We start from the raw sequence: 23,250 nt of genomic DNA on the forward strand, positions 1-23,250 counted from the left end.
GGTGAACACCCAGAACACTGAACTAAGCTCTTATTTGAATTGGCTTTTTCTAACCGCAAACTAACGCCTTGCTAAGATGCGGCTAACTGCCACAAAACCTAAGCAAAGCCACCGTAATCACTAAACCCAACGAACTAAAAATGCCAAAGGTTAGCCGTCATTCTTGAGCAATTTGTTATGTTGCGAGACAGTGCGATGAACCTAAAGGCATAGTGACAAGGTGTTGATTTAGAATACATTACTAGACCCTGCCACTGAAGTAAAACGGACAGCTGCCCAAGTTGAACTGACTCGATTAACGCACTTGGCAATGAAGCGACATTTGAGGACGTTCCCACACCAGTTGCACTCACATGACCAAGGATACTTTCACTGAAGCTGACCACAGCGAACACGGAAATTTCGGTTTACAGGCGGGCATCCCCCCCCCCAAAGAAACAGCGTGCTTGAACACCAAAAATTTTGAAGACTGAAAGGTGAAAAGCACTGACGTAGAACTCAGTACCCTTACGACGAACCAAACTAGAAAAAATGAACTAAAACAGCCACATAACGCCTGCTTAAGCGGCTGCCAATGCACAACACTTAAACAGACCACCGTAATCACTAAACCCAATTTGAACCAAAAATGCCATAGGTTGGCAGTCCACTTGAAGCATTTGTTAGTTTGCCAGCCCACCCTAAGCTAATGGCTAGATGCCAAGATGCTGATTTAAAATACAATACTTAAACCGTGCGCTGATGTAAACGGACTGCTGACCAACTCGAACACACCGCACAAACGCACTTGGCAATGAAGCGACAATCGTAGAATTTTGCGGCCAAACACAGTGACAAAATGGCAAAGGATACTTTCACTGTTGCCAACAACAGCACAAGTAAAAACTAATCTCTATAGATAGTGTTTCAGCGAAAAAGAAACAGCGCCTCCGAACACCAAACGAATGGAAGCTACAGTAAACGACGAGCGGACTACAAACACTTGAATCAAAGTGCCACCGGAAAGAACGTGACTTGGTGAAGACGAACAGGTGAACACCCGAAAAACAGAACTAAGCTCTTATTTGGGCTGGCTTTTTCTAACCACAAACTAACGCCTGCTTAAGCGGCTGCCAATGCACGACACCTAAACAGACCGCCGTAATCACTAAAGCCAATTCGAACCAAAAATGCCATAGGTTGGCAGTCCACTTGAAGCATTTGTTAGTTTGCCAAGCCACCCAAAGCTAATGGCTGGTTACCAAGATGCTGATTTAAAATACAATACTTAAACCGTACGCTATTGTAAACGGACAGCTGACCAACTTAAACACACCGCACAAACGCACGTGGCAAAGAAGAGACAATCGCAAAATTTCACGAGCAAACACTGTGACAAAATGGCAAAGGATACTTTCACTGTTGCCAACAACAGCACCAGTAAAGCCCTACTCTACCGACACTGTTTCAGCGAAAAAGAAGCAGCGCCTCCGAACACCAAACGATTGAAAGCTACAGTAAACGACGAGCGAACCACAAACACTTAAATCAAAGTGCCACCGGAAAGAACATGGCTTGGTGAATACGAACAGGTGAACACCCGAAAAAATGAACTAAGCTCTTATTTAGATTGGCTTTTTCCAACCACAAACTAACGCCTTGCTAAGGTGCGGCTTACACCACGAAACCCAAGCAAAGCCACCATAAACACTGAAACCGACCGAACCAAAAATGCCAAGGGTTAGCCGTCACTCTTAAGCAATTTGTTATACGTTGTTTTCCTAACCTAGCACTGGTCTGAAAAAGCTACGTTCATAACTAATAATGCAGTCTACTTTATCTGCGAACTCAAAAGCTTCAATGCATGCAGGATCATTTAAAGAGTTAAGACGATATACCTCGTAAGCTGATAAGCTTTCAAATGTGAACAAAGCTAGAGCTATGTTATTCGCACCTTCTGACGGTAGGAAATAGCCGTTGTGCTGCCCACCGAATTTCTCAACAAGTGGAATCCACATCCTTGCGTACTCTTCAAACTCTTTGACCTTTTTCGGGTCAATCACATACCTTACATAGCAAGTAATCATAAGCTTAAAATCCTTCTAAGTGCCTAAATTTGTGAGAAACGTATAACGCCCGCTTAACTTGCTGCCAACTGCACCGAACTCAAACAGGCCACCGTAATCACTAACGCCAAACCGAACCAAAAATGCCACAGGTTGGCAGTCAGGTTGAAGCGATTGTTATATGCGTTCTCTAAGATGTACGCTTTGTGCTTCAACCACACGAGAACCAGCACTTGTACTCAAATTGAATTTGAGCCAACTCGACTCGAAAAAGTCATCATCTACCCTTTCTACTGAGTCTAAGGCTAAGAGTGTTGGGTTACCCTCGAAAGGGATTTCGTTGATAGCGAGAGAGTGAAATCCGCTGAATACAATTGCAACTTCTTCATATTTATCATTTTCCCAGTCTACCGGATATAGCACTCTTAATATCAACTCACTTTGTGAAGGTATTTCAATCATCGACAGCAACTCACAGTCGTGCCAATGTATATCATTGTGTCCCATCATTTCCTCATGAGCATATAACGCCCAATTAAGTTGTGAGCAACGCTGCCACATTACTAAAACACTGCACCGTAATCACCAAACAAATTGAAACCGAAAACGCCAAGCGTTGCGAATCAGCTTGAATTGCTTGTTATGCGTAATTTTTGACGTACTTTGTCATTGCTGTTTCCGAGACTGACAAACCGTCGATTCTATATTGATCTTTGAACTCTCCAACAACATTGAACCCTGCTTTTAGGTAGAGGTTTTTTGCTGGGAAATTCTCTGATAATACACAAAGATCAAGCCAGTCAATTTCAGCTTTTTCTTGGCAGAAATTTATAACAGCATCAATGAGCCTTTGACCAGACCTTGCTTCCGACAAGAAACATCTACACCCATACCTAATAGAACCCCCCTCTGGCAGGATAGTTGTCACTGTTAAAATTTAACCAGTTTTGGGCGGTAATGAGTGAACTTTGTCTCGTATCTCAGCAGAAAGAAAAGAAGCCATATTGAAGAAACTTCTGCCCCCATATTCCATGTCAGTGGCGGAAGTTGCAAAAGAAGAAGGCATCAGTACAGCAACCCTGTATCATTGGCGGAAACAACTTCGACGCTCAGGAGCCGCAGTGCCAAATAGCAACACTTCATCAGAGCAATGGTCAGCTCAAACCAAATTAGCCATTGTGGCTGAAACCTACTCAATGACAGAGAATGAACTCAGTCAATACTGTCGAGAAAAAGGGTTATATCCAGAAGAAGTACAAGGCTGGCGAAGTGAATGCATGCAAGGTTTTATGTCGAATAAAGAGCGTGAAGCTGAAGCCAAGAAACAGGCCAAAGCCGATAAGCTTGAGATTAAAGAGCTCAAAAAGGAGCTCCGACATAAGGAAAAGGCACTTGCTGAAACGGCTGCTCTACTTGTGTTGAGAAAAAAGCTGAGAGCCTTTTACGGGGAAGAACCAGAGGACGATTAACCTCTGCCGATGAAAGGCTGTATTTGGTCACTTTGATCCATGAAGCTAGGAATAACGGTTGCCGTCTAGAGCCTGCATGCGGTGAAGTGGAGATAGACTTAAGAACTTATCGCCGCTGGTATCAGCAAGGTGAGGTGCAAGAGGATAAAAGGCCGGCTTGCGAGAGACCAGAGCCTGCCAACAAGCTCACACCACTAGAGCAGATGGCCATTATCGAGGTGTGTAACCGACCTGAGTATGCAAGCTTACCACCGACTCAGATCGTCCCAACACTGCTAGATAAAGGCGAATATATTGCTTCGGAGTCAAGCTTCTATCGAGTACTAAAAGCGGAAGGTCAGCTTCATGGTCGTGGACGTCAGAAGAGCCGACAGAAACAGTCACGACCAACAAGTTATACGGCAACAGGCCCTAATCAGGTGTTTACATGGGACATTACCTACTTGCCGTCAAAGGTGCGTGGGCAACACTATTACCTGTATGTCATCGAGGACATCTACAGCCGCAAAGTCGTTGGTTATGATGTCTATGAGTGTGAATGTGGTGAGTTAGCTTCACAACTATTACAGCGCACGTTAATGCGTGAACGGTGCTTTAACCAACCACTGGTACTGCACTCTGACAATGGCGCACCAATGAAGTCGCTGACGTTCAAAGCTAAGATGGATGAGCTGGGTATTACCTCATCTTACAGCCGTCCAAGAGTTAGTGATGACAACCCTTATGTGGAATCACTGTTCCGCACGGTAAAGTACATGCCAAGTTGGCCAACAAAAGGCTTCGAAAACCTAGATATAAGCCGTGACTGGGTAGAATCCTTCGTGCGCTGGTACAACACAGAGCATAAGCACAGTAAGCTGAATTATGTAACACCAGCACAGCGACACAATGGTCAAGATGAAGAGATCTTAATGCATCGAGCGAAGGTGTTACTTGCTGCCAAGCAAAAGCACCCTGAGCGTTGGTCGAGCGGAATTAGGAACTGTGAGCCAGTTAGAGAGGTTCATCTGAACCCAGAGAGAATAGCCGCTTAATTAATGAGCGAATGATGACAACTACCTTGAAAAACGCCGGAACCCTATGAGAACGGCTTTCATCACTGTGGTGGCGAAGATCAATATGACCTTTGATATTTCCAGAAGTGTCTTTTACAACCCAAAGTTTTCTCCAACCTAAATCGCCAAACTGATGAGAAAAGCCTTGGATAAACTTATCTTTTGTTGCTTCTGGAATTGCACCTTGCTCTCTGGACATTGGCTGGAAAAGAGGAACTTCTCCATTACCATTTTCAGACAGCTGATTTTCTAGATACACAAAGAATGAATCTAAATCCGATTTTTCCGCTTCTACTACTTCCATCTAATTCTCGGTACTCCATCGATTACGCATAACGCTGAGTTAAGTTGCGCACCAACTCCCAACTAACAAAGCACACTTAACTTCAAACCAAAAATGCCGTAGGTCCGTGCGTCAGCTTGAACGACTTGTTAGTTTGCCAGCCCACCCAAAGCTACTGGCCCGATGCCAAGGTGCTGATTTAAAATACAATACTTAAACCGTGCGCTGACGTAAACGGACAGCTGACCAACTAGAACACACCGCACAAACGCACTTGGCAATGAAGCGACAATCGCAGAATTCTGCGGCCAAACACTGTGACAAAATGACAAAGGATACTTTCACTGCTGCCAACAACAGCCCCAATAAAACTCCTCTTTTACGACACTGTTCCAGAAAAAAAGAAGCAGCGCCTGCGAACACCAAAACTGGGAAAGTCGCAGTAAACAGTAAACGAACCAAAATCACCTAAATCAAAGTGCCACCGGAAAGAACGTGGCTTGGTGAGAACGAACAGGTGAACACTAAGAACACTGAACTAAGCTCTTATTTGGATTGGCTTTTTCCAACCGCAAACTAACGCCTGCTTAAGCGGCTGCCAATGCACAGCTCTCAAACAGACCACCGTTATCACTAAACCCGATTCGAACCAAAAATGCCATAGGTTGGCAGTCCGACTTCAAGCACTTGTTATGTTTGATCTATCGGTTTGAGGGAATCCATTATTGCCACTCCTACACTTCTACCAAAGCCCTCTATCGACACCGGTCCATTATAAATGAACTCGTTAGACACATTTTCTCTTAAAAACGTGTGTAATATGACCGCACTTTTTAGCATTAAATCAAAATGTGGGACAACGTCGTGTTTATAGCTTGGTTCATAATGAACAACCCACTTATTCCGAAAATCGAGACCTTTCGATTGATAAGCTGCGAATTCCTTTTGAGTGATGTTCAGTTCAGAAAACAGCCTATCTCTAAAGGCCTGATGGTCAGAAATTAAATTCTTCCAGTGGCACTCTTCTTTGTTTGAACCAAAGACTTTGCACCAGCTAATGACAGCATCACAAAGAAGGACATTATGAATATGAGTAAAGGGATTTAGCGATTGATATACTGAGTCATAATCATTACAAATCTCCCCTAGAGCCTCAAATGAGTAATACGATCTAAAGAAGGAGTTTAGTGCAAAAAATCGCCCTTGCACTTCGGTGAAATTTTCCAATTTTTCTCCTTAAACATAACGCCTGCTTAAGCGGCTGCCAATGCACTGCACCCAAACAGACCACCGTAATCACTAAACCCAATTTGAACCAAAAATGCCATAGGTTGGCAGTCCACTTGAAGCATTTGTTAGTTTGCCAGCCCACCCTAAGCTAATGGCTAGATGCCAAGATCCTGATTTAAAATACAATACTTAAACCGTACGCTATTGTAAACGGACAGCTGACCAACTCGAACACACCGCACAAACGCACGTGGCAAAGAAGAGACAATCGCAGAGTTTTTTGACCAAACACCGGCATAAAATGGCAAAGGATACTTTCACTGTTGCCAACAACAGCACAAGTAAAACCCAATCTCTATAGATAGTGTTTCAGCAAAAAAGAAACAGCGCCTTCGAACAACAAAAGAGTGGTAGCTTCAGTAAATGATGAGCAAACCACAAACACCTAATTCAAAGTGCCACTGGAAAGAACGTGGCTTGGTGAAGACGAACAGGTGAACACCCAGAAAAATGAACTAAGCTATTATTTGGATTGGCTTTTTCTAACCGCAAACTAACGCCTGCTTAAGCGGCTGCCAATGCACTACACCTAAACAGACCACCGTAATCACCAAACCCAATTCGAACCAAAAATGCCATAGGTTGGCGGTCCGACTTCAAGCACTTGTTAGTTTGCAAACACACCCTAAGCTAAAGGCTTGGTGCCAAGATGCTGATTTTACTTACAATACTTAAACCGTACGCTGATGTAAATGGACAGCTGACCAACTTGAACACAAGGCACAAACGCACGTGGCAAAGAAGAGAAAATCGCAGAATTTTACGAGCAAACACTGTGACAAAGTTGCCAACAACTGCACCAGTAAAGCCCCTACTCTACCGACACTGTTTCAGCGAAAAAGAAACAGCACCTTTGAACAACAAAAGAATGGTAGCTTCAGTAAATGATGAGCAAACCACAAACACCTAAATCAAAGTGCCACCGGAAAGAACATGGCTTGGTGAGAAAGGACAGGTGAACACCCAGAACACTGAACTAAGCTCTTATTTGAATTGGCTTTTTCTAACCGCAAACTAACGCCTGCTTAAGCGGCTGCCAATGCACAACACTCAAACAGACCACTGTAATCACTAAACCCAATTCGAACCAAAAATGCCATAGGTTGGCAGTCCGACTTCAAGCGTTTGTTAGCTTTATCGACCCATAGAACCTAAGTATACCGCAAAATATTTGAACCAATCAGTTGACAAGTTATTGTAAACAAATAGAATTCAACTCTGTAATAGATAATGCTATAATCTATTCAGGTACTTGCACCGTAAAATGCAAGATCTACTTACTACTAAGGGGCGTTACTATGTTTGCATTTAATATGTCAATACAAAACCACTACGCATCTTTTCGCTGTGATGAAACGGATCAAAGAGTTTTTGTAGATTCTTTTGATAACGAAGTTTTCGACGTTCGTTTCGGAACTGTGGATTCGTCCCAGCGTATAGGCGAAATTATCGCTCATAGCGACGAAGAACTAAACACTAAACTACAAGAATTGATAAGCGCAGTTGGAAACAAGAATGACAATAACCGTCGAACAGCTAAACCAGCTTGAAGAAGAGATTAATGCTAAACTTAAAGGGAAAGATGCATCCTTTAAGTTTTCTATGCATTTTGCTCTAGATAGAGTCAACGACACACGAAACAAGCCGCCTGTAACAATTGAAGAGCTTCGTAACATCTTCAATAAAGTTGTCGATACAAAGATGGAAAGCTTATTGACTCTAAAAGACGGAGATGAGTTCTTAATCCGATGTGGCACAGGTCACCTAAATTTACCCTGTGAACTAAAAAAGAATGGCAGCCACGCACAAAGTTTTGTTATCACTGTCATGCGTAAGGCTAACTTCAAACCTTACAGTACGACAATGAAAGTTCTGACAGTTTAAAAATAGAAAGAGCCGCTCAGTAGCGGCTCATTTTTTATGCTGAGAAAGCTAACGCTTTGCTAAGGTGCAGCTAACTGCCACGAAACCCGAGCAAAGCCACCATAATAACTAAACTCAACCGAACCAAAAATGCCAAAGGTTAGCTGTCACTCTTAAGCAATTTGTTATGTGCTTCTTTCGAATACAACTGTGACCACTCAAGTTCACTAGGCATTTGCTCAAACTTAGCTATCCCATCATTAAGCAGTCCAATGTCCCAACTTGCGTGTGAATCAACGTAAACATGAGCCGCAACATGAGTTTCTATCGGATCAGCTAACAAACCCGCAGGAACCCAATATGACTGGCCGTCGGAGCTTAGATTTGGGACAGGACTGCCGCATCGAGTACAGAACTCTGATTTGAAACCTGACTCAGTAGCATACGAACCAATTTGTTTTTCTCCAGAGCACCATTTAAAATTTGACTGTTTAATGATAAGAGCCGAGTTTGACGACGAGCCAGACACCTTTCTACATAGCGAGCAATGGCATTGGTAGATCAGTGGTAACTCACCAGAGAGTTCAAATACAACTTCACCACACAAGCAACTTCCTTTCACGATATCCTAACCCTCTACACTGCACTTAATATAAAACAAAACTCATAAAATGGTATTATCCAAAGGAAAGCTGAAGACTCAAGTATAAAGTTGCACCTAGCACATAACGCCTGCTTAAGCGGCTGCCAATGCACTACACCTAAACAGACCACCGTAATCACTGAAGCTAAACCGAACCAAAAATGCCATAGGTTGGCAGTCCGACTTCAAGCAATTGTTATACAACGACTATTTTGAGAACTCTATTAGATCGCTACCAGACAGTCGATAGTTAACCCATTCATCTTGGGGTTTTGCACCAATAGACTTATAAAAGTTAATTGCTGGCTCATTCCAATCAAGAACGCACCATTCAAAACGACCACAACCATTTTCAACTGCTAGCTTTGCCAAATATTTGAGAATGACCTTCCCTGCTCCCAAACCACGATATTCCGGGGAAACATACAGATCTTCCAGATACAAACCGTTTTTGCCCAACCATGTAGAATAGTTATAGAAGTAAACCGCAAAACCGACAGGCTCGCCTTTAACCTCACAGATAATTGCATGAGCCGTAGACTGAGGAGAGAATAAGCTGGACTCAATATCTAGGAGAGTAGCTTTTACCTCATGTTCTGCCTTTTCATAGGTAGCTAAATCTGTGATAAATCGAAGTATCGTTTCAGCGTCACTCTTGTCTGCTTTCCTAATTTTGATTTGTTCCATATCCCCTCCTTGGATGTATTAGTTGTATAACGCCTGCTTAAGCGGCTGCCAATGCACTACACTCAAACAGACCACCGTAATCACTAAAGCCAATTCGAACCAAAAATGCCATAGGTTGGCAGTCCGACTTCAAGCACTTGTTAGTTTGCCAACACACCCTAAGCTAAAGGCTTGGTGCCAAGATACTGATTTAACTTACAATACTTAAACCGTACGCTGATGTAAATGGACAGCTGACCAACTCGAACACACCGTACAAACGCACGTGGCAAAGAAGAGACAATCACAGAATTTCACGAGCAAACACTATGACAAAATGGCAAAGAATACTTTCACTGTTGCCAACAACAGCACCAGTAAAGCCCCTACTCTACCGACACTGTTTCAGCGAAAAAGAAGCAGCGCCTCCGAACACCAAATGAATGAAAGCTACAGTAAACGACGAGCGAACCACAAACACCTAAATCAAAGTGCCACCGGAAAGAACATGGCTTGGTGAAGACGAACAGGTGAACACCCGAAAAACAGAACTAAGCTCTTATTTGGGCTGGCTTTTTTCAACCGCAAACTAACGCCCAATTAAGTTGTGAGCAACGCTGCCACATGATTAAAACACTGCACCGTAATCACCAAACAAATTGAAACCGAAAGCGCCGAGCGTTGCGAATCAGCTTGAATTGCTTGTTATGCGTAATTTTTGACGTACTTTGTCATTGCTGTTTCCGAGACTGACAAACCGTCGATTCTATATTGATCTTTGAACTCTCCAACAACATTGAACCCTGCTTTTAGGTAGAGGTTTTTTGCTGGGAAATTCTCTGATAATACACAAAGATCAAGCCAGTCAATTTCAGCTTTTTCTTGGCAGAAATTTATAACAGCATCAATGAGCCTTTGACCAAGACCTTGCTTCCGACAAGAAACATCTACGCCCATACCTAATAGAACCCTATGAGAACGGCTTTCATCACTGTGGTGGCGAAGATCAATATGACCTTTGATATTTCCAGAAGTGTCTTTGTAGTGGTCAACTAAAATTGGCCACAGTTTTGTAAGTTTCCCAGTAAAGTCTTTCCGACTCATTTGGTGTGAGACCGCCATTGTACTGATGCGGCCTGACTTGGCTGGAAAAGAGGAACTTCTCCATTACCATTTTCAGACAGCTGATTTTCTAGATACACAAAGAATGAATCTAAATCCGATTTTTCCGCTTCTACTACTTCCATCTAATTCTCGGTACTCCATCGATTACGCATAACGCCTGCTTAAGCGGCTGCCAATGCACAACACTCAAACAGACCACCGTAATCACTAAATCTAAACCGAACCAAAAATGCCATAGGTTGGCAGTCCGACTTCAAGCACTTGTTAGTTTGCAAACACACCCTAAGCTAAAGGCTTGGTGCCAAGATGCTGATTTAACTTACAATACTTAAACCGTACGCTGATGTAGATGGACAGCTGACCAACTTGAACACAAGGCACAAACGCACGTGGCAAAGAAGAGAAAATCGCAGAATTTTACGAGCAAACACTGTGACAAAATGGCAATGGATACTTTCACTGTTGCCAACAACAGCACCAGTAAAGCCCCTACTCTACCGACACTGTTTCAGCGAAAAAGAAACTGCACTTACGAACACCAAAACTGGGAAAGTCGCAGTAAACGATGAGCGGACTACAAACACTTGAATCAAAGTGCCACCGGAAAGAACGTGGCTTGGTGAGAATGAATAGGTGAACACCTAGAACACTGAACTAAGCTCTTATTTGGATTGGCTTTTTCTAACCGCAAACTAACGCCTTGTTAAGTTGCAGCTAACTGCCACGACACTCAAACAAAGCCACCGTAATCACTAAACTCAACCGAACCAAAAATGCCACAGGCTAGCTGTCAGCTTGAACAATTTGTTATGTAGCGAGACAGTACGATGAACTTCAGGCTTGGCGCCAAGGTGTTGAATATAAATACATTACCCAACCTCAGCACCGAAGTAAAACGGACAGTTGCCCAAGTTGAACTCACCCAATGAATGCACTTGGCAATGAAGCGACACCCTGCGACATTCCAGCCAACTCCACACTTGCATGGCAAAGGATACTTTCGCTGATGCCGACTACAGCGCCAACAAAACTCCCGTTTTCCGAAACTGGTTCAGCAGCAAAGAAACAGCTGCATCGAACACCGCAAATGAGAAAGCCACAGTAAACGCCTTCAGTTCAGCGAAGGTTTAATTCAAAGTGCCACCGGAAAGATCGTGGCCAGGTGCTGACTGGCAGGTGAAAAGCACGGCCACTGAACAAAGAAACTGTTCGATAAACCTAGCTAAAAACCTTGAATTCAAACAGCAACATAACGCCTGCTTAAGCGGCTGCCAATGCACAACACTCAAACAGACCACCGTAATCACTAAACCCAATTTGAACCAAAAATGCCATAGGTTGGCAGTCCACTTGAAGCATTTGTTATGTTGCGAGACAGTGCGATGAACCTAAAGGCTTGGTGACAAGGTGTTGATTTGGAATACATTACTAGACCCGGCCACTGAAGTAAAAAGGACAGCTACCCAAGTTGAACTAGATCGATAAACGAACTTGGCAATGAAGCGACATTTGACGATGTGCCCGTACTAGCTGCGCTCACATGACAAAGGATACTTTCACCAAAGCTGACCACAGCAAGCTCGGTAATTTGAGTTTGCAGATGGACATGCCACTACAAAGAAACAGCGTGCTTGAATACATAGAATCATGATAACTGAAAGGTGAAAAGCGCTGGCGCAGAACCCAGTACCATTTCGCCGAACCAAGCTATAAAACATGAACTAAAACAGCCACATAACGCTGAGTTAAGTTGCGCACCAACTCCCAACTAACAAAGTACACTTAACTTCAAACCAAAAATGCCGTAGGTCCGTGCGTCAGCTTGAACGACTTGTTAGTTTGCCAGCCCACCCAAAGCTACTGGCCCGATGCCAAGGTGCTGATTTAAAATACAATACTTAAACCGTGCGCTGACGTAAACGGACAGCTGACCAACTAGAACACACCGCACAAACGCACTTGGCAATGAAGCGACAATCGCAGAATTCTGCGGCCAAACACTGTGACAAAATGACAAAGGATACTTTCACTGCTGCCAACAACAGCCCCAATAAAACTCCTCTTTTACGACACTGTTCCAGAAAAAAAGAAGCAGCGCCTGCGAACACCAAAACTGGGAAAGTCGCAGTAAACAGTAAACGAACCAAAATCACCTAAATCAAAGTGCCACCGGAAAGAACGTGGCTTGGTGAGAACGAACAGGTGAACACTAAGAACACTGAACTAAGCTCTTATTTGGATTGGCTTTTTCCAACCGCAAACTAACGCCCAATTAAGGGGTGAACAACGCCCCACCCAAACCTAAAGCATTGTGCCATAAACACTAAATTGGAAGTAGAAGCAAAAATGCCGAGCGTTGAGAATCCCTCTTAAATTGCTTGTTAAGCAGAAAAGTTAAGACGCAAATACTCAAAACACCCTTGTTGGCTTTCGGACAGATTAAATAGTTCACTACTAAATACTTCGTAGAGTACAACTGAGATGTCTGATAGATCGGAGGAATTGAATGAATTCCAGTCTGTGTCCGTTGGTGTATTAATGACTTGCAAATGAACCTTGTTTCGAAGAGCCCTTAATTCATTCAATTTCTCATAGATTAGTGGCTCTTTTCCGAATATGTGCTTGGATTTCGCACTCTTAATCATTGCATCAAACGTCATGTGCTTCAGCACTGGCTGCTCTAGCTTAGAATAAATAACTGTATCGACTCTTACTTGCTCTCCTTCGTACTTTTTCTGGTTGCCTTTGAACACTGCTTTTTCTTTCCACTCCATCGTGGAGTGGACACCATTAACAATCAAAACGTAATGAAGAATTGATTCGATAACGCTACAACCAACTAGTAAGATGGATTTAATTGTTTGTGTGTAGAGAACCGAGCTGAGTTTAATATCCTCTATAACCTTCAGTTGAAATTCGATGTATTGAAGATTGTACGCAATGTTACGCCTCAGAGCATATGTGTGCTCATATGCATCATTGGTGCAGATCGCATTCGATAGCAATCCATCAAGCTTTTCTATTGAAACGGGGTACCATGGTGCACCACTTTCACTTTTCTTTTTTATTTCCATTCTGCCACTGATTCCAATTTGCTGCTTAACGCCTGCTTAAGCGGCTGCCATGCACAACACCCAAACAGACCACCGTAATCACTAAACCCAATTTGAACCAAAAATGCCATAGGTTGGCAGTCCGACTTCAAGCACTTGTTAGTTTGCAAACACAACCTAAGCTAAAGGCTGGGTGCCAAGATGCTGATTTAAAATACAATACTTAAACCGTGCGATGATGTAAACGGACAAGCTGACCAACTTGAACACAAGGCACAAACGCACGTGGCAAAGAAGAGAAAATCGCAAAATTTCACGAGCAAACACTGTGACAAAATGGCAAAGGATACTTTCACTGTAACCAACAACAGCACCAGCCAAGCCCCTACTCTACCGACACTGTTTCAGCGAAAAAGAAGCAGCGCCTCCGAACACCAAACGAATGAAAGCTACAGTAAACGACGAGCGAACCACAAACACCTAAATCAAAGTGCCACCGGAAAGAACGTGGCTTGGTGAAGACGAACAGGTGAACACCCGAAAAACAGAACTAAGCTCTTATTTGAACTGGCTTTTTCTAACCGCAAACTAACGCTTTGCTAAGGTGCGGCTAAACCACAAAACCTAAGCAAAGCCAGCGTAATCACTAAACTCGACCGAACCGAAAATGCCACAGGTTAGCCGTCACTTTTAAGCAATTTGTTATACGCGAACTCATTTGCGAGAGAAAAATGATATCAAAGCTTTCCAATCTATTTCTATACCTGCTTTTTTGTATACACCGAGTTTAATTCCCCCACCTAGAAAACTACCTTTATCTAGCTTTTTGTCATCGACGTACACCTCGCTTAGGCCCTCTATAGGTTGCTTAGGAAGTTTTGCAACATGCTCGGTATTGGTTAATAATCGATCTTGATATCTCAAAATGGCCTCGTTTGTGCGCAAGCTCGATTTAAGCCTATCTATTTCACTTTTTAACTTTTCAATTTTTAGTTCAGTCAGCGGATCAAGTTCTTTCACTAATGGTGTAATATTGCGTGTATCAACTTCAGATGAAGATAAGTACATTGCCAAAGCTTGGGATATTACTGTCAATGATTCATCTTTCGACTTAGGCTGAACAGCAAACAGCACTTTACTTTCATGACTTTCTATTTGTCCATCTGCATCGATCCCCATATCTCTAAGAAACTCAATGAAATAAAGTAAATAGCTAGTGCACGCTTGCTGTGCCTCAGGAGCGAACTGGAATTTTGCAACGATTTTATTGCTGTACCCTCCTAAAAGTAACTTTTCCTCCGCTCTTTCAAGTCCGACATTAATAGTACTTTTGACCATCTCGATTGTGCTTAACAAGTCTTCATTCGGTAAATGGTAATCGATATTGAAATAGATTGTAGCCATATATTCATCATTTTCGGAACTCACTTTTTTAGGGTCATCATCACACAAACTATGAACCAAGTGTTTAGCTAACTCATCTCGTATCATGAAGGGATTTAAAGGGCTTTCCCACTTTTCAGGGTCAATTTCCCAAACGTAGCCAAAGTACTCTTCGCCAGGGTATGTAGAAATGAAAATATACCTAACATACTTACCTAATCCTCCGTCTGCCCCATCTAAATTGATAACTAATTCTCTAGGGATGTCAGAAAGGCTACGTGTTGGCAATGAAGATAGTGGAATAAAATTACTTTCTAAATGTATGTCGAATGTATTTTCACTATAAGAAGAACCAATATCGCCTAAATTATAACTATTTCCGTCAATAGTCACTTGCCACTCTTTCCAGTCATCTGAACATTTATCGAGCTTTATCATCGCACCCTCATTTATAAACATTAAGCGTATAACGCCTTGCTAAGTTGCAGCTAACCACCACGAAACCCAAGCAAAGCCACCGTAATCACTAAACTCAACCAGAACCAAAAGTGCCACAGGTTAGCTGTCAGCTTGAGCAAATTGTTATGCGAGCATTTCTCGACGCATAGTTGATATTTCGTATCCTTGCTCTCTGTATTTTCTACAACGAACTTGCAAAAACTCTGGATACTCAGCTTCTGAAGCTTCAACAAAACCAATGTGCTTGTAGAAGTTCGCAGCACTGTTCAATGGCATGCAATAGGCTGTTCGTTTGTTCAAAACTGGTTCAATATGCTTCAGAAACCTCAACCCTAGACCCTGTCCTTGATATTGGGAATCAATATACATCCCTCGCAGAACAGTTACGTCATTTAGTAGCTCGACTTTGACTGAGCCAATTACAACCCCATCAATTAAACAGATAAATGCCCTTTCATCATCTGACCAGCCGCTGTGATAACCTTGCTCCAAATAAAATTCCTCAACAACTGCTTTTAGTGAACTATCCGCTTCTACGATTTCCATATTTCCCCTGCTGCATAACGCCTGCTTAAGCGGCTGCCATGCACAACATCCAAACAGACCACCGTAATCACTAAACCCAATTCGAACCAAAAATGCCATAGGTTGGCAGTCCGACTTCAAGCACTTGTTAGTTTGCCAACACACCCTAAGCTAAAGGCTGGGTGCCAAGATGCTGATTTAAAATACAATACTTAAACCGTATGCCGTTGTAAACGGACAGCTGACCAACTTGAACACAAGGCACAAACGCACGTGGCAAAGAAGAGACAATCGCAGAATTTTTCGAGCAAACACTGTGACAAAATAGCAAAGGATACTTTCACTATTGCCAACAACAGCACCAGTAAAGCCCCCTACTCTACCGACACTGTTTCAGCGAAAAAGAAGCTGCGCCTCCGAACACCAAACGAATGAAAGCTACAGTATACGACGAGCGAACCACAAACACTTAAATCAAAGTGCCACCGGAAAGAACGTGGCTTGGTGAAGACGAACAGGTGAACACCCGAAAAACAGAACTAAGCTCTTATTTGGATTGGCTTTTTCTAACCGCAAACTAACGCCTGCTTAAGCGGCTGCCAATGCACTACACCCAAACAGACCACCGTAATCACATAAGCCAATTCGAACCAAAAATGCCATAGGTTGGCAGTCCGACTTCAAGCATTTGTTAGTTTGCAAGCACACCCTAAGTCAATGGCTGGGTGCCAAGGTGCTGATTTAAAATACAATACTTAAACCGTATGCTGATGTAAACGGACTGCTGACCAACTCGAACACACCGCACAAACGCACGTGGCAAAGAAGAGACAATCGCAGAATTTTGCGAGCAAACACAGTGACAAAATGGCAAAGGATGCTTTCACTGCTGCCAACAACAGCCCCAATAAAACTCCCCTTTTACGACACTGTTCCAGGAACAAAGAAACAGCGCATTCGGACAACAAAAGAATGGTCACTTCAGTAAACGATAAGCGAGCCACAAACACCTAATTCAAAGTGCCACCGGAAAGAACGTGGCTTGGTGAGAATGAACAGGTGAACACCCAGAACACTGAACTAAGCTCTTATTTGGATTAGCTTTTTCTGAATGCAAACTAACGCCTGCAATAAGGTGCCCCACGACAAACCTACAAAGCGCACCGAACTTCATACCAAAAATGCCGAGTGTAACGGGTCACCTTAATTGCCTTGTTATGTTTGATTCCATGTATTACGAGACAAACTATAGTAAACATGGTCCATAATACGACCGTTCAAATTTTCGGAATTAGTTATGATGCCTTCTTTTTCGAAACCCAGGCGTTCACATACACCTCTACTTGGCATATTGCCAACACTAACCGGTATTTCAACTTTATCCATGTTAAGTTCAGTAAAAGCGATACCAATTAATTGCTTACATGCCCTAGTCATGATCCCCTTGCCTTGAAAGGCTTTCGATAGCCAGTAGCCTATTTCTACTTTCTTTAAGTCATAGTCAATGTAGTTAAAACTAATGCAGCTGATTTATAAAGAATAAAGCAAACCAAACCTTTACCTTCAGAATATTTATGGAGCGAGTCACAAACAAATCGCTGATAATCTTCTATCTTTTTGGTATGAGGAGGCCACGCCATCCACTCCGATAAATATTCATTTTCGTCACGAATAATTTGAAAAACTTCGTGGGCTCTTTGGGAATTTACTAACTCTAAAGCTACTTCATTATCGACTTGCCATTTAAACAACTGAACACTTCCTTGTAATATTGCTTCTATGATTGATTGAAAAACATAACGCCTGCTTAACTTGCTGCCAAATGCACCACACTCAAACAGACCACCGTAATCACTAAAGCCAAACCGAACCAAAAATGCCATAGGTTGGCAGTCAGGTTGAAGCATTTGTTATTTGCACAGCATTTCGACTCGCTTAATGGCATCAGAGAATACTTTGTGGCATGTAAAATCGGGTTTACTTCCGACCTTATACCAAAAAAAACTAAATTCATGACCACCATCATCTAGTGTATAAAACTTCCAACTATCGGGTAGTTCTTGTTCTGCTTCACAAAGAACAAAATGCCACAATTGATTTTGGAAACCACTTTCCCAACAACCAAGATACTGAGTCTGTGCAATATTAGATAAGCCAGACTCCTCTTCGAGTTCTCTCAAAGCAGCACTTTCTATAGAAGAGTCCGTTAATTCCAATGTACCTTTTACTAACTGAACGTCAGCCAGCGGATGGTTAAACAGAAGCAATTCACGACTATTCTCTGAAATCCTCAGTACAACTGGACATACTTTAACTTCCCTATTTCGTACTCTTTCTTCCACTGAACTTTCCCGTGCCAATAACGCCCAATTAAGGGGTGAACAACGCTGCCACCTAAACCTAAAGCATTGTGCCATAAACACTAAATTTGAAGTAGAAGCAAAAATGCCGAGCGTTGTGAATCCCTCTTAAATTGCTTGTTATGCCTGTTCTTTTTTCTCAACCGCTTTTGCACTCGCAACGCCAATACCAGCGCACGCTACAGCTACACCTAGGATTTTGAACAATGTCGGCTTCTCTGAAATAAGTGCGGTAGCCAAAGCACCAGTAGCACCAAGAGCTAACCCTGTCTTAACTTGTTTTGATGTAATGCCAAGCCCAAGGACGAAGTTTATGAACTGCTCACAATTTCTATCCGTCACTGAATACTGCCATACATCAATTTGGGAGCGAGCATTTTGAATAGCTAGTTCAGCAGGGACTGGTAGATTTATATCTGCAAGGTACGTTTTTGCACCTTCAGTAACTACACCGACTTGTTCTTCTTTTACTGTTCCAGTTCTTTCTGATGCTGAAATTAACATGTAATAACCATCAGAACACTTTTTGTCTGAAACCAATGCCCAATGTTGGTATGGAAAGGGGCCCATGCTAAAGTTTGACACTACAACATCACCCGGTTTGATCGTCGAAAAATCCATTTTCTACTCTTTCGTTAATATACACCTAGCTTAATATGAGGGTGTATATTTCTAATTCAAGAGCGATGAAGGCATAACGCCGCATTAAGGTGTGAGCAACGCTACCACGAAACTCAACCATACCACCGTAAACACGAAACCCAACGATGGAATGAAAAATGCCAAGCGTTGGGAATCACTCTTAAATGCTTTGTTATGCCTAATTTTCAACCTGCTGTTCTTCAACAAGAAACACTCTTTTCCCAGCAACTAATGACTCACGTAAATCTATAACCTGCTCAAGCGAACCAACTTTATATTTGTAAGTCACAATATTATTTCTTGCCACATCGACTGCTGTTACTAGCTTGGATACAGCTTCCAAGGTTTCCCCTGCTAGTGGCTCCACCGGATAACTAGAGAGTGTTCCTGGCTTCATGTGAGCGATTTCTTCATGTCTCTTTTTTACCACTGGTGCGACTGCAACCATAAAATCTTGCACAGCAGACTCAACTTCTTTTGTGCGCTCACCAAAATTTACTCGTTTAAGCAGCATTTCCATATTTCTCACTTTACGAGTTCGGTCTGCTAATCGTGCAGTACGAATTACAACCATTTCAGCTAAAGCGTTTCTTGCTACTAAAGTATTAGCAAAATCATATCGTGTTGTTTGACCACTTAGACCTGCGGTCTGCTGTTGGTATGTGTAGATTGTGGCTAGGATATGCCACACCTCTGTTTCGACTTCATCTAAAATTGACATTTTTCTCCTTAGGCATAACGCCTGCTTAACTTGCTGCCAACTGCACTGTGCTTAAGCAGACCACCATAATCACTAAAGCCAATTTGAACCAAAAATGCCATAGGTTGGCAGTCAGGTTTAAGCAATTGTTATGCTTTGGATTGGCGACAGACGAACTGAGTATTAGCCTTTATGCCGTGCGGGGAAATCCAACCCTCCGCTAAATAGGACTCATAATACTCTTGAAATTCTTCGTCCTCTTCAAAGGAGTACATTCTCTGATCTATGTTGTCTAGCAACTCAGTAGATACTTCTATTTTACCATTCTCTCGATAGGTCACTTCACTGATTTTCCAACCGAAATAATCGCCTACAACACGATTTTCGAACTTTATAAACTCACCAATCCTAGGGACGGTAGAGAGAGGAATCACCTTTACCAAATGAACCCATTGTTTTTTGCTGGCCAACCAAATACTAAACTCTATTTCGAACACCGTTCCCCCCTCGTTCTCATAGAAGCATAACGCCTGCTTAAGCGGCTGCCAATGCACTACACCCAAACAGACCACCGTAATCACTAAAGCCAAACCGAACCAAAAATGCCATAGGTTGGCAGTCCGACTTCAAGCACTTGTTAGAACGTTACTCAAAGGTGTCTAAGTCTATTTTATGTTTCTGAAGGACTTCCTGCATTTGTAGTTTCTTTTGACCAGCGGCTACCGCCATTACCTTAGCTGTAACATCAGTAATTTCACCTTTTGTTATCCCAGCTTTCTTTGCTTGATGTAGATAATATTTGGTACATGGTAAACAGTTCATGGCCATCGCAGCTGATAAGCCAACAAGTAACTCTGTCTTTGAGTCCAGGTGTTCATTTTCATGAGTTGAATGATAAAACTCTTCGTAAGCTTTTTGGTGCTTCCCTAGCATAACTTCTCCATTTTAGTTCTAACGCCTGCTTAAGCGGCTGCCAATGCACAACACTCAAACAGACCACCGTAATCACTAAACCCAATTCGAACCAAAAATGTCATAGGTTGGCAGTCCGACTTCAAGCACTTGTTAGTTTGCCAACCCACCCTAACCTGATGGCTGGGTGCCAAGGTGCTGATTTAAAATACAACACTTAAACCGTACGCTGATGTAAATGTACAGCTAACCAACTCGAAAATACCACACCAACGCACGTGGTAAAGAAGAGACAATCACAAAATTTTGCGAGTAAATACTATGACAAAATGGCAAAGGATACTTTCACTGTAGCCAACAACAGCACAAGCAAAATTCAAACTCTATGAACAGTATTCCAGCAAAAAAGAAACAGCGTTTTCGAACAACAAAAGAATGGTAGCTTCAGTAAACGATGAGCGAGCCACAAACACCTAAATCAAAGTGCCACCGGAAAGGATGTGGCTTGGTGAAGACGAACAGGTGGCCCCCCTTAACACTAAACTAAGCTCTTATTGGGATTAGCTTTTTCTGTATGCAAACTAACGCTGAGTTAAGCTGCGCACCAACGCCAAACTTACAAAGCACACTTAACTTCAAACCAAAAATGCCGTAGGTCCGTGCGTCAGCTTGAACGACTTGTTAGTTTGCCAGATCACCCAAAGCTAATGGCTGGATGCCAAGGCGCTGATTTAAAATACAATACTTAAACCGTACGCTAATGTAAACGGACAGCTGACCAACTTGAACTCACCGCATAAACGCACGTGGCAAAGAAGAGGCAATCGCAGAATTTTGCGAGTAAATACTGTGACAAAATGGCAAAGGATACTTTCACCAATGCCAACAGCAGCACCCATCAAACTCCCCTTTTACGACACTGTTCCAGCAACAAAGAAGCAGCGCCTATGAACACCAAAAGGATGGAAGCTACAGTAAACAATGAACGAACCAAAGTCGCCTAAATCAAAGTGCCACCGGAAAAAACGTGGCTTGGTGAAGACGAACAGGTGAACTCCCGAAAAACATAACTAAGCTCTTATTTGGGCTGGCTTTTTCCAACCGCAAACTAACGCCTGCTTAAGCGGCTGCCAATGCACTGCACCCAAACAGACCACCGTAATCACTAAACCCAAGTCGAACCAAAAATGCCATAGGTTGGCAGTCCGACTTCAAGCACTTGTTATGTTGCGAGACAGTGCGATGAACCTAGTGGCTTGGTGGCAAGGTGTTGATTTGGAATACATTACTAGACCCTACCACTGAAGTAAAACGGACAGCTGCCCAAGTTAAACTGACTCGATTAACGCACTTGGCAATGAAGCGACATTTGAGGATGTTCCTATACCAGCTGCGCTCACATGGCAAAGAATACTTTCACAGATGCTGACCACAGAGAGCACGAAAATTTCGGTTTGCAGACGGACATCCCACCACAAAGAAACAGCGTGCTTGAAAACTGAGGCTCATGATGACTGAAAGGTGAAAAGCACTGACGCAGAACTCAGTATCTTTGCGCCGAACCCGGCTAGAAAAAATGAACTAAAACAGCCACATAACGCCGCGTTAAGTGGTGAACAACGCCAACCACCAAACCTAAATCATTGTACCTTAAACACTTAACCTGACTTGTACTGAAATCGCCAAGCGTTGTGAATCCGTCTTGAACGCCTTGTTAGGCATACTTTGTCACTGGATTTTTGCTTTCAAAACTTTTCTTTAAGCTGTGTGAAGTAACTGGCGCACACTATCGCTCCAGCCAAAGACCATTCAAGATAGTCAAGCGCAAGAGCACCCGCGTGAGTAAGGTGAGACGTTGCCATAAAAATCATAACTATAGACAAAGGAAAAGTTGATATAAAAAACACTTCTCGTGAATATCTCCAACAAAAAATAAGGCCAAATGTACCATAAATCGAAAGTAACAAATTTATAAGAATCTGGCCGATATTTACCATGGAAGGTAAATCTCTAAGATCAAAGATAAAAGTGTTGTACGCATTCCATGTGCCTATTATTTCATCTGGGATAAGCCAGAAAAGGTATTTTTGGTTGAGTATTGAACCACCAATCGATATAGCAACGTAAAGTAATACCAGCATTCTGAATGTTCGAATATTCATAGAAGTTCCTTGTATGCCTAACGCCTGCTTAAGCGGCTGCCAATGCACGACACCTGAATAGACCACCGTAATCACAAAACTTAAACCGAACCCAAAATGCCACAGGTTGGCAGTCCGTCTTTAAGCATTTGTTATATTCACGGCTCAAAATTCATAACCATTTCGTGCTCGGTCTTAAAGACCTGTTTAAAGCCAAATTTCTCGTATGCGTTAATAGCGGCATCATTGCTAAGGTAAACTGTTAATTCTAGCTTGCTTTCAAGCCTCGAACTTAGAATTGAGCAGGCTTTTGACAACAGTTGCTGCCCTACCGATTTTCCACGAGCGGTTGCTGATACATACATTTGAACCACTTCTAAAGCGTCACCACAATCGGTAGGAATTAAGCCACATATCCCAACAAGTTGACCATTTGCGAAAGCACCGATCATCACATGAGTCTCGCTATGTTCCTCGATAAGCTTTTCAAAGAACAACTTAGGAAGTTGTGACTGTTCTTCATAAGATGAACCAAAAGACTCGGGGGACAACTTCAGACTTTCCAATCGTAAATCACGATACATACGACTGTCTTCAGAGCTCAATTTTTTGCAAAAAACTTCCATATTTCCTCGT

At 42.6% G+C, this 23,250-nt stretch carries 23 protein-coding genes and 3 pseudogenes; 6 read left to right on the forward strand and 20 right to left on the reverse strand.

Annotated elements, in window-relative coordinates; genetic code table 11:
• The first annotated feature begins 1,379 nt into the window (after positions 1-1,379).
• Positions 1,380-1,526, forward strand: coding sequence for a hypothetical protein (locus J4N39_RS08025; protein WP_252017858.1), 147 nt, complete (start codon positions 1,380-1,382; stop codon positions 1,524-1,526).
• A gap of 234 nt (positions 1,527-1,760) precedes the next feature.
• Here J4N39_RS08025 and J4N39_RS08030 read toward each other — a convergent pair whose 3' ends face one another.
• The 3 genes and pseudogenes from J4N39_RS08030 to J4N39_RS08040 all read right to left on the reverse strand — a co-directional run.
• The gene (locus tag J4N39_RS08030) at positions 1,761-2,066 is read right to left on the reverse strand and encodes an NIPSNAP family protein (RefSeq protein ID WP_252017860.1); all 306 of its coding nucleotides are present in this window, start codon (positions 2,064-2,066) and stop codon (positions 1,761-1,763) included.
• Positions 2,067-2,222: 156 nt separating this feature from the next.
• The gene (locus tag J4N39_RS08035; RefSeq protein ID WP_252017862.1) at positions 2,223-2,555 is read right to left on the reverse strand and encodes a hypothetical protein; all 333 of its coding nucleotides are present in this window, start codon (positions 2,553-2,555) and stop codon (positions 2,223-2,225) included.
• Between the two features lie 130 nt (positions 2,556-2,685).
• Positions 2,686-2,963, reverse strand: a pseudogene (locus J4N39_RS08040) (GNAT family N-acetyltransferase); the annotation flags it as partial.
• 50 nt (positions 2,964-3,013) lie between these two features.
• On the opposite strand from J4N39_RS08040, the gene J4N39_RS08045 reads away from it, so the two are divergent.
• A protein-coding gene (locus tag J4N39_RS08045) for an IS3 family transposase (protein WP_503061963.1) occupies positions 3,014-4,548 on the forward strand; the annotation gives its coding sequence in 2 pieces (ribosomal slippage) (positions 3,014-3,467 and positions 3,467-4,548; 1,536 coding nt in all).
• A gap of 40 nt (positions 4,549-4,588) precedes the next feature.
• Here the strand turns inward: J4N39_RS08045 and J4N39_RS08050 are convergent.
• Positions 4,589-4,873, reverse strand: a pseudogene (locus J4N39_RS08050) (GNAT family N-acetyltransferase); the annotation flags it as partial.
• Positions 4,874-5,542: 669 nt separating this feature from the next.
• Positions 5,543-6,079, reverse strand: a complete 537-nt coding sequence (locus J4N39_RS08055; RefSeq protein WP_252017877.1) for a hypothetical protein — start codon at positions 6,077-6,079, stop codon at positions 5,543-5,545.
• Between the two features lie 1,578 nt (positions 6,080-7,657).
• Here J4N39_RS08055 and J4N39_RS08060 point away from each other — a divergent pair.
• The gene (locus J4N39_RS08060) at positions 7,658-8,026 is read left to right on the forward strand and encodes a hypothetical protein (protein WP_252017879.1); all 369 of its coding nucleotides are present in this window, start codon (positions 7,658-7,660) and stop codon (positions 8,024-8,026) included.
• Positions 8,027-8,165: 139 nt separating this feature from the next.
• Here the strand turns inward: J4N39_RS08060 and J4N39_RS08065 are convergent, their stop codons facing one another.
• Together J4N39_RS08065 and J4N39_RS08070 are read right to left on the reverse strand one after the other, a co-directional pair.
• Positions 8,166-8,627 (reverse strand): GFA family protein, encoded by a 462-nt coding sequence (locus J4N39_RS08065; protein WP_252017882.1) that lies wholly within the window; start codon positions 8,625-8,627, stop codon positions 8,166-8,168.
• Positions 8,628-8,855: 228 nt separating this feature from the next.
• Positions 8,856-9,335 (reverse strand): GNAT family N-acetyltransferase, encoded by a 480-nt coding sequence (locus tag J4N39_RS08070; protein WP_252017884.1) that lies wholly within the window; start codon positions 9,333-9,335, stop codon positions 8,856-8,858.
• A gap of 316 nt (positions 9,336-9,651) precedes the next feature.
• Between J4N39_RS08070 and J4N39_RS08075 the strand changes: the two genes are divergently transcribed.
• The gene (locus J4N39_RS08075) at positions 9,652-9,834 is read left to right on the forward strand and encodes a hypothetical protein (RefSeq protein WP_252017886.1); all 183 of its coding nucleotides are present in this window, start codon (positions 9,652-9,654) and stop codon (positions 9,832-9,834) included.
• 185 nt (positions 9,835-10,019) lie between these two features.
• Here J4N39_RS08075 and J4N39_RS08080 read toward each other — a convergent pair whose 3' ends face one another.
• Together J4N39_RS08080 and J4N39_RS08085 are read right to left on the reverse strand one after the other, a co-directional pair.
• Complete coding sequence (locus J4N39_RS08080) at positions 10,020-10,382, reverse strand: GNAT family N-acetyltransferase (RefSeq protein WP_252023673.1); 363 nt, start codon at positions 10,380-10,382, stop codon at positions 10,020-10,022.
• Positions 10,383-10,414: 32 nt separating this feature from the next.
• Positions 10,415-10,561 carry a hypothetical protein gene (locus J4N39_RS08085; protein ID WP_252023783.1) on the reverse strand — a complete coding sequence of 49 codons (147 nt, stop codon included), beginning with the start codon at positions 10,559-10,561 and terminating at the stop codon, positions 10,415-10,417.
• A gap of 267 nt (positions 10,562-10,828) precedes the next feature.
• Here J4N39_RS08085 and J4N39_RS08090 point away from each other — a divergent pair, with 267 nt between their 5' ends.
• Positions 10,829-11,008 carry a hypothetical protein gene (locus tag J4N39_RS08090; protein ID WP_252017888.1) on the forward strand — a complete coding sequence of 60 codons (180 nt, stop codon included), beginning with the start codon at positions 10,829-10,831 and terminating at the stop codon, positions 11,006-11,008.
• A gap of 1,812 nt (positions 11,009-12,820) precedes the next feature.
• Here the strand turns inward: J4N39_RS08090 and J4N39_RS08095 are convergent.
• The gene (locus J4N39_RS08095; protein ID WP_252017890.1) at positions 12,821-13,513 is read right to left on the reverse strand and encodes a hypothetical protein; all 693 of its coding nucleotides are present in this window, start codon (positions 13,511-13,513) and stop codon (positions 12,821-12,823) included.
• A gap of 315 nt (positions 13,514-13,828) precedes the next feature.
• On the opposite strand from J4N39_RS08095, the gene J4N39_RS08100 reads away from it, so the two are divergent.
• Positions 13,829-14,011, forward strand: coding sequence for a hypothetical protein (locus J4N39_RS08100; protein WP_252017892.1), 183 nt, complete (start codon positions 13,829-13,831; stop codon positions 14,009-14,011).
• Positions 14,012-14,206: 195 nt separating this feature from the next.
• Here J4N39_RS08100 and J4N39_RS08105 read toward each other — a convergent pair whose 3' ends face one another.
• The 10 genes and pseudogenes from J4N39_RS08105 to J4N39_RS08150 all read right to left on the reverse strand — a co-directional run bounded on the left by J4N39_RS08105 (position 14,207) and on the right by J4N39_RS08150 (position 23,198).
• The gene (locus J4N39_RS08105; protein ID WP_252017894.1) at positions 14,207-15,313 is read right to left on the reverse strand and encodes a hypothetical protein; all 1,107 of its coding nucleotides are present in this window, start codon (positions 15,311-15,313) and stop codon (positions 14,207-14,209) included.
• A gap of 144 nt (positions 15,314-15,457) precedes the next feature.
• Positions 15,458-15,979, reverse strand: coding sequence for a GNAT family N-acetyltransferase (locus J4N39_RS08110; protein WP_252017896.1), 522 nt, complete (start codon positions 15,977-15,979; stop codon positions 15,458-15,460).
• A 1,095-nt stretch (positions 15,980-17,074) separates the two neighbouring features.
• Positions 17,075-17,610 (reverse strand): annotated as a pseudogene (locus J4N39_RS08115) (GNAT family N-acetyltransferase).
• A gap of 159 nt (positions 17,611-17,769) precedes the next feature.
• Positions 17,770-18,201 carry an NUDIX hydrolase gene (locus J4N39_RS08120; protein ID WP_252017898.1) on the reverse strand — a complete coding sequence of 144 codons (432 nt, stop codon included), beginning with the start codon at positions 18,199-18,201 and terminating at the stop codon, positions 17,770-17,772.
• Between the two features lie 138 nt (positions 18,202-18,339).
• Positions 18,340-18,840: a lecithin retinol acyltransferase family protein gene (locus tag J4N39_RS08125; protein WP_252017900.1), complete on the reverse strand. Its 501-nt coding sequence runs from the start codon at positions 18,838-18,840 to the stop codon at positions 18,340-18,342.
• A 199-nt stretch (positions 18,841-19,039) separates the two neighbouring features.
• On the reverse strand, positions 19,040-19,582 hold the full coding sequence (locus tag J4N39_RS08130; protein ID WP_252017902.1) for a hypothetical protein: 543 nt from the start codon (positions 19,580-19,582) through the stop codon (positions 19,040-19,042).
• A 128-nt stretch (positions 19,583-19,710) separates the two neighbouring features.
• Entirely contained in the window at positions 19,711-20,151 is a 441-nt protein-coding gene (locus J4N39_RS08135; RefSeq protein WP_252017904.1) for a hypothetical protein, read from the reverse strand.
• 55 nt (positions 20,152-20,206) lie between these two features.
• The gene (locus J4N39_RS08140) at positions 20,207-20,494 is read right to left on the reverse strand and encodes a carboxymuconolactone decarboxylase family protein (RefSeq protein WP_252017906.1); all 288 of its coding nucleotides are present in this window, start codon (positions 20,492-20,494) and stop codon (positions 20,207-20,209) included.
• 1,724 nt (positions 20,495-22,218) lie between these two features.
• The gene (locus J4N39_RS08145; protein WP_252017908.1) at positions 22,219-22,635 is read right to left on the reverse strand and encodes a hypothetical protein; all 417 of its coding nucleotides are present in this window, start codon (positions 22,633-22,635) and stop codon (positions 22,219-22,221) included.
• Between the two features lie 137 nt (positions 22,636-22,772).
• Positions 22,773-23,198 carry a GNAT family N-acetyltransferase gene (locus J4N39_RS08150; RefSeq protein ID WP_252017910.1) on the reverse strand — a complete coding sequence of 142 codons (426 nt, stop codon included), beginning with the start codon at positions 23,196-23,198 and terminating at the stop codon, positions 22,773-22,775.
• Between the last annotated feature and the right edge of the window lie 52 nt (positions 23,199-23,250).

The sequence above is a fragment of the Vibrio sp. SCSIO 43136 genome (assembly GCF_023716565.1).
Taxonomy (GTDB): Bacteria; Pseudomonadota; Gammaproteobacteria; order Enterobacterales; family Vibrionaceae; genus Vibrio.

Coding starts and splice junctions, on each gene's coding strand:
- J4N39_RS08025 (WP_252017858.1), top strand. CDS start 1,380: ATGGCAAAGGATACTTTCACTGTTGCCAACAACAGCACCAGTAAAGCC.
- J4N39_RS08030 (WP_252017860.1), bottom strand. CDS start 2,066: ATGATTACTTGCTATGTAAGGTATGTGATTGACCCGAAAAAGGTCAAA.
- J4N39_RS08035 (WP_252017862.1), bottom strand. CDS start 2,555: ATGATGGGACACAATGATATACATTGGCACGACTGTGAGTTGCTGTCG.
- J4N39_RS08060 (WP_252017879.1), top strand. CDS start 7,658: ATGACAATAACCGTCGAACAGCTAAACCAGCTTGAAGAAGAGATTAAT.
- J4N39_RS08070 (WP_252017884.1), bottom strand. CDS start 9,335: ATGGAACAAATCAAAATTAGGAAAGCAGACAAGAGTGACGCTGAAACG.
- J4N39_RS08075 (WP_252017886.1), top strand. CDS start 9,652: ATGGCAAAGAATACTTTCACTGTTGCCAACAACAGCACCAGTAAAGCC.
- J4N39_RS08085 (WP_252023783.1), bottom strand. CDS start 10,561: ATGGAAGTAGTAGAAGCGGAAAAATCGGATTTAGATTCATTCTTTGTG.
- J4N39_RS08095 (WP_252017890.1), bottom strand. CDS start 13,513: ATGGAAATAAAAAAGAAAAGTGAAAGTGGTGCACCATGGTACCCCGTT.
- J4N39_RS08100 (WP_252017892.1), top strand. CDS start 13,829: ATGGCAAAGGATACTTTCACTGTAACCAACAACAGCACCAGCCAAGCC.
- J4N39_RS08105 (WP_252017894.1), bottom strand. CDS start 15,313: ATGATAAAGCTCGATAAATGTTCAGATGACTGGAAAGAGTGGCAAGTG.
- J4N39_RS08110 (WP_252017896.1), bottom strand. CDS start 15,979: ATGGCATTTTTGGTTCGAATTGGGTTTAGTGATTACGGTGGTCTGTTT.
- J4N39_RS08125 (WP_252017900.1), bottom strand. CDS start 18,840: ATGGATTTTTCGACGATCAAACCGGGTGATGTTGTAGTGTCAAACTTT.
- J4N39_RS08130 (WP_252017902.1), bottom strand. CDS start 19,582: ATGTCAATTTTAGATGAAGTCGAAACAGAGGTGTGGCATATCCTAGCC.
- J4N39_RS08140 (WP_252017906.1), bottom strand. CDS start 20,494: ATGCTAGGGAAGCACCAAAAAGCTTACGAAGAGTTTTATCATTCAACT.
- J4N39_RS08145 (WP_252017908.1), bottom strand. CDS start 22,635: ATGAATATTCGAACATTCAGAATGCTGGTATTACTTTACGTTGCTATA.
- J4N39_RS08150 (WP_252017910.1), bottom strand. CDS start 23,198: ATGTATCGTGATTTACGATTGGAAAGTCTGAAGTTGTCCCCCGAGTCT.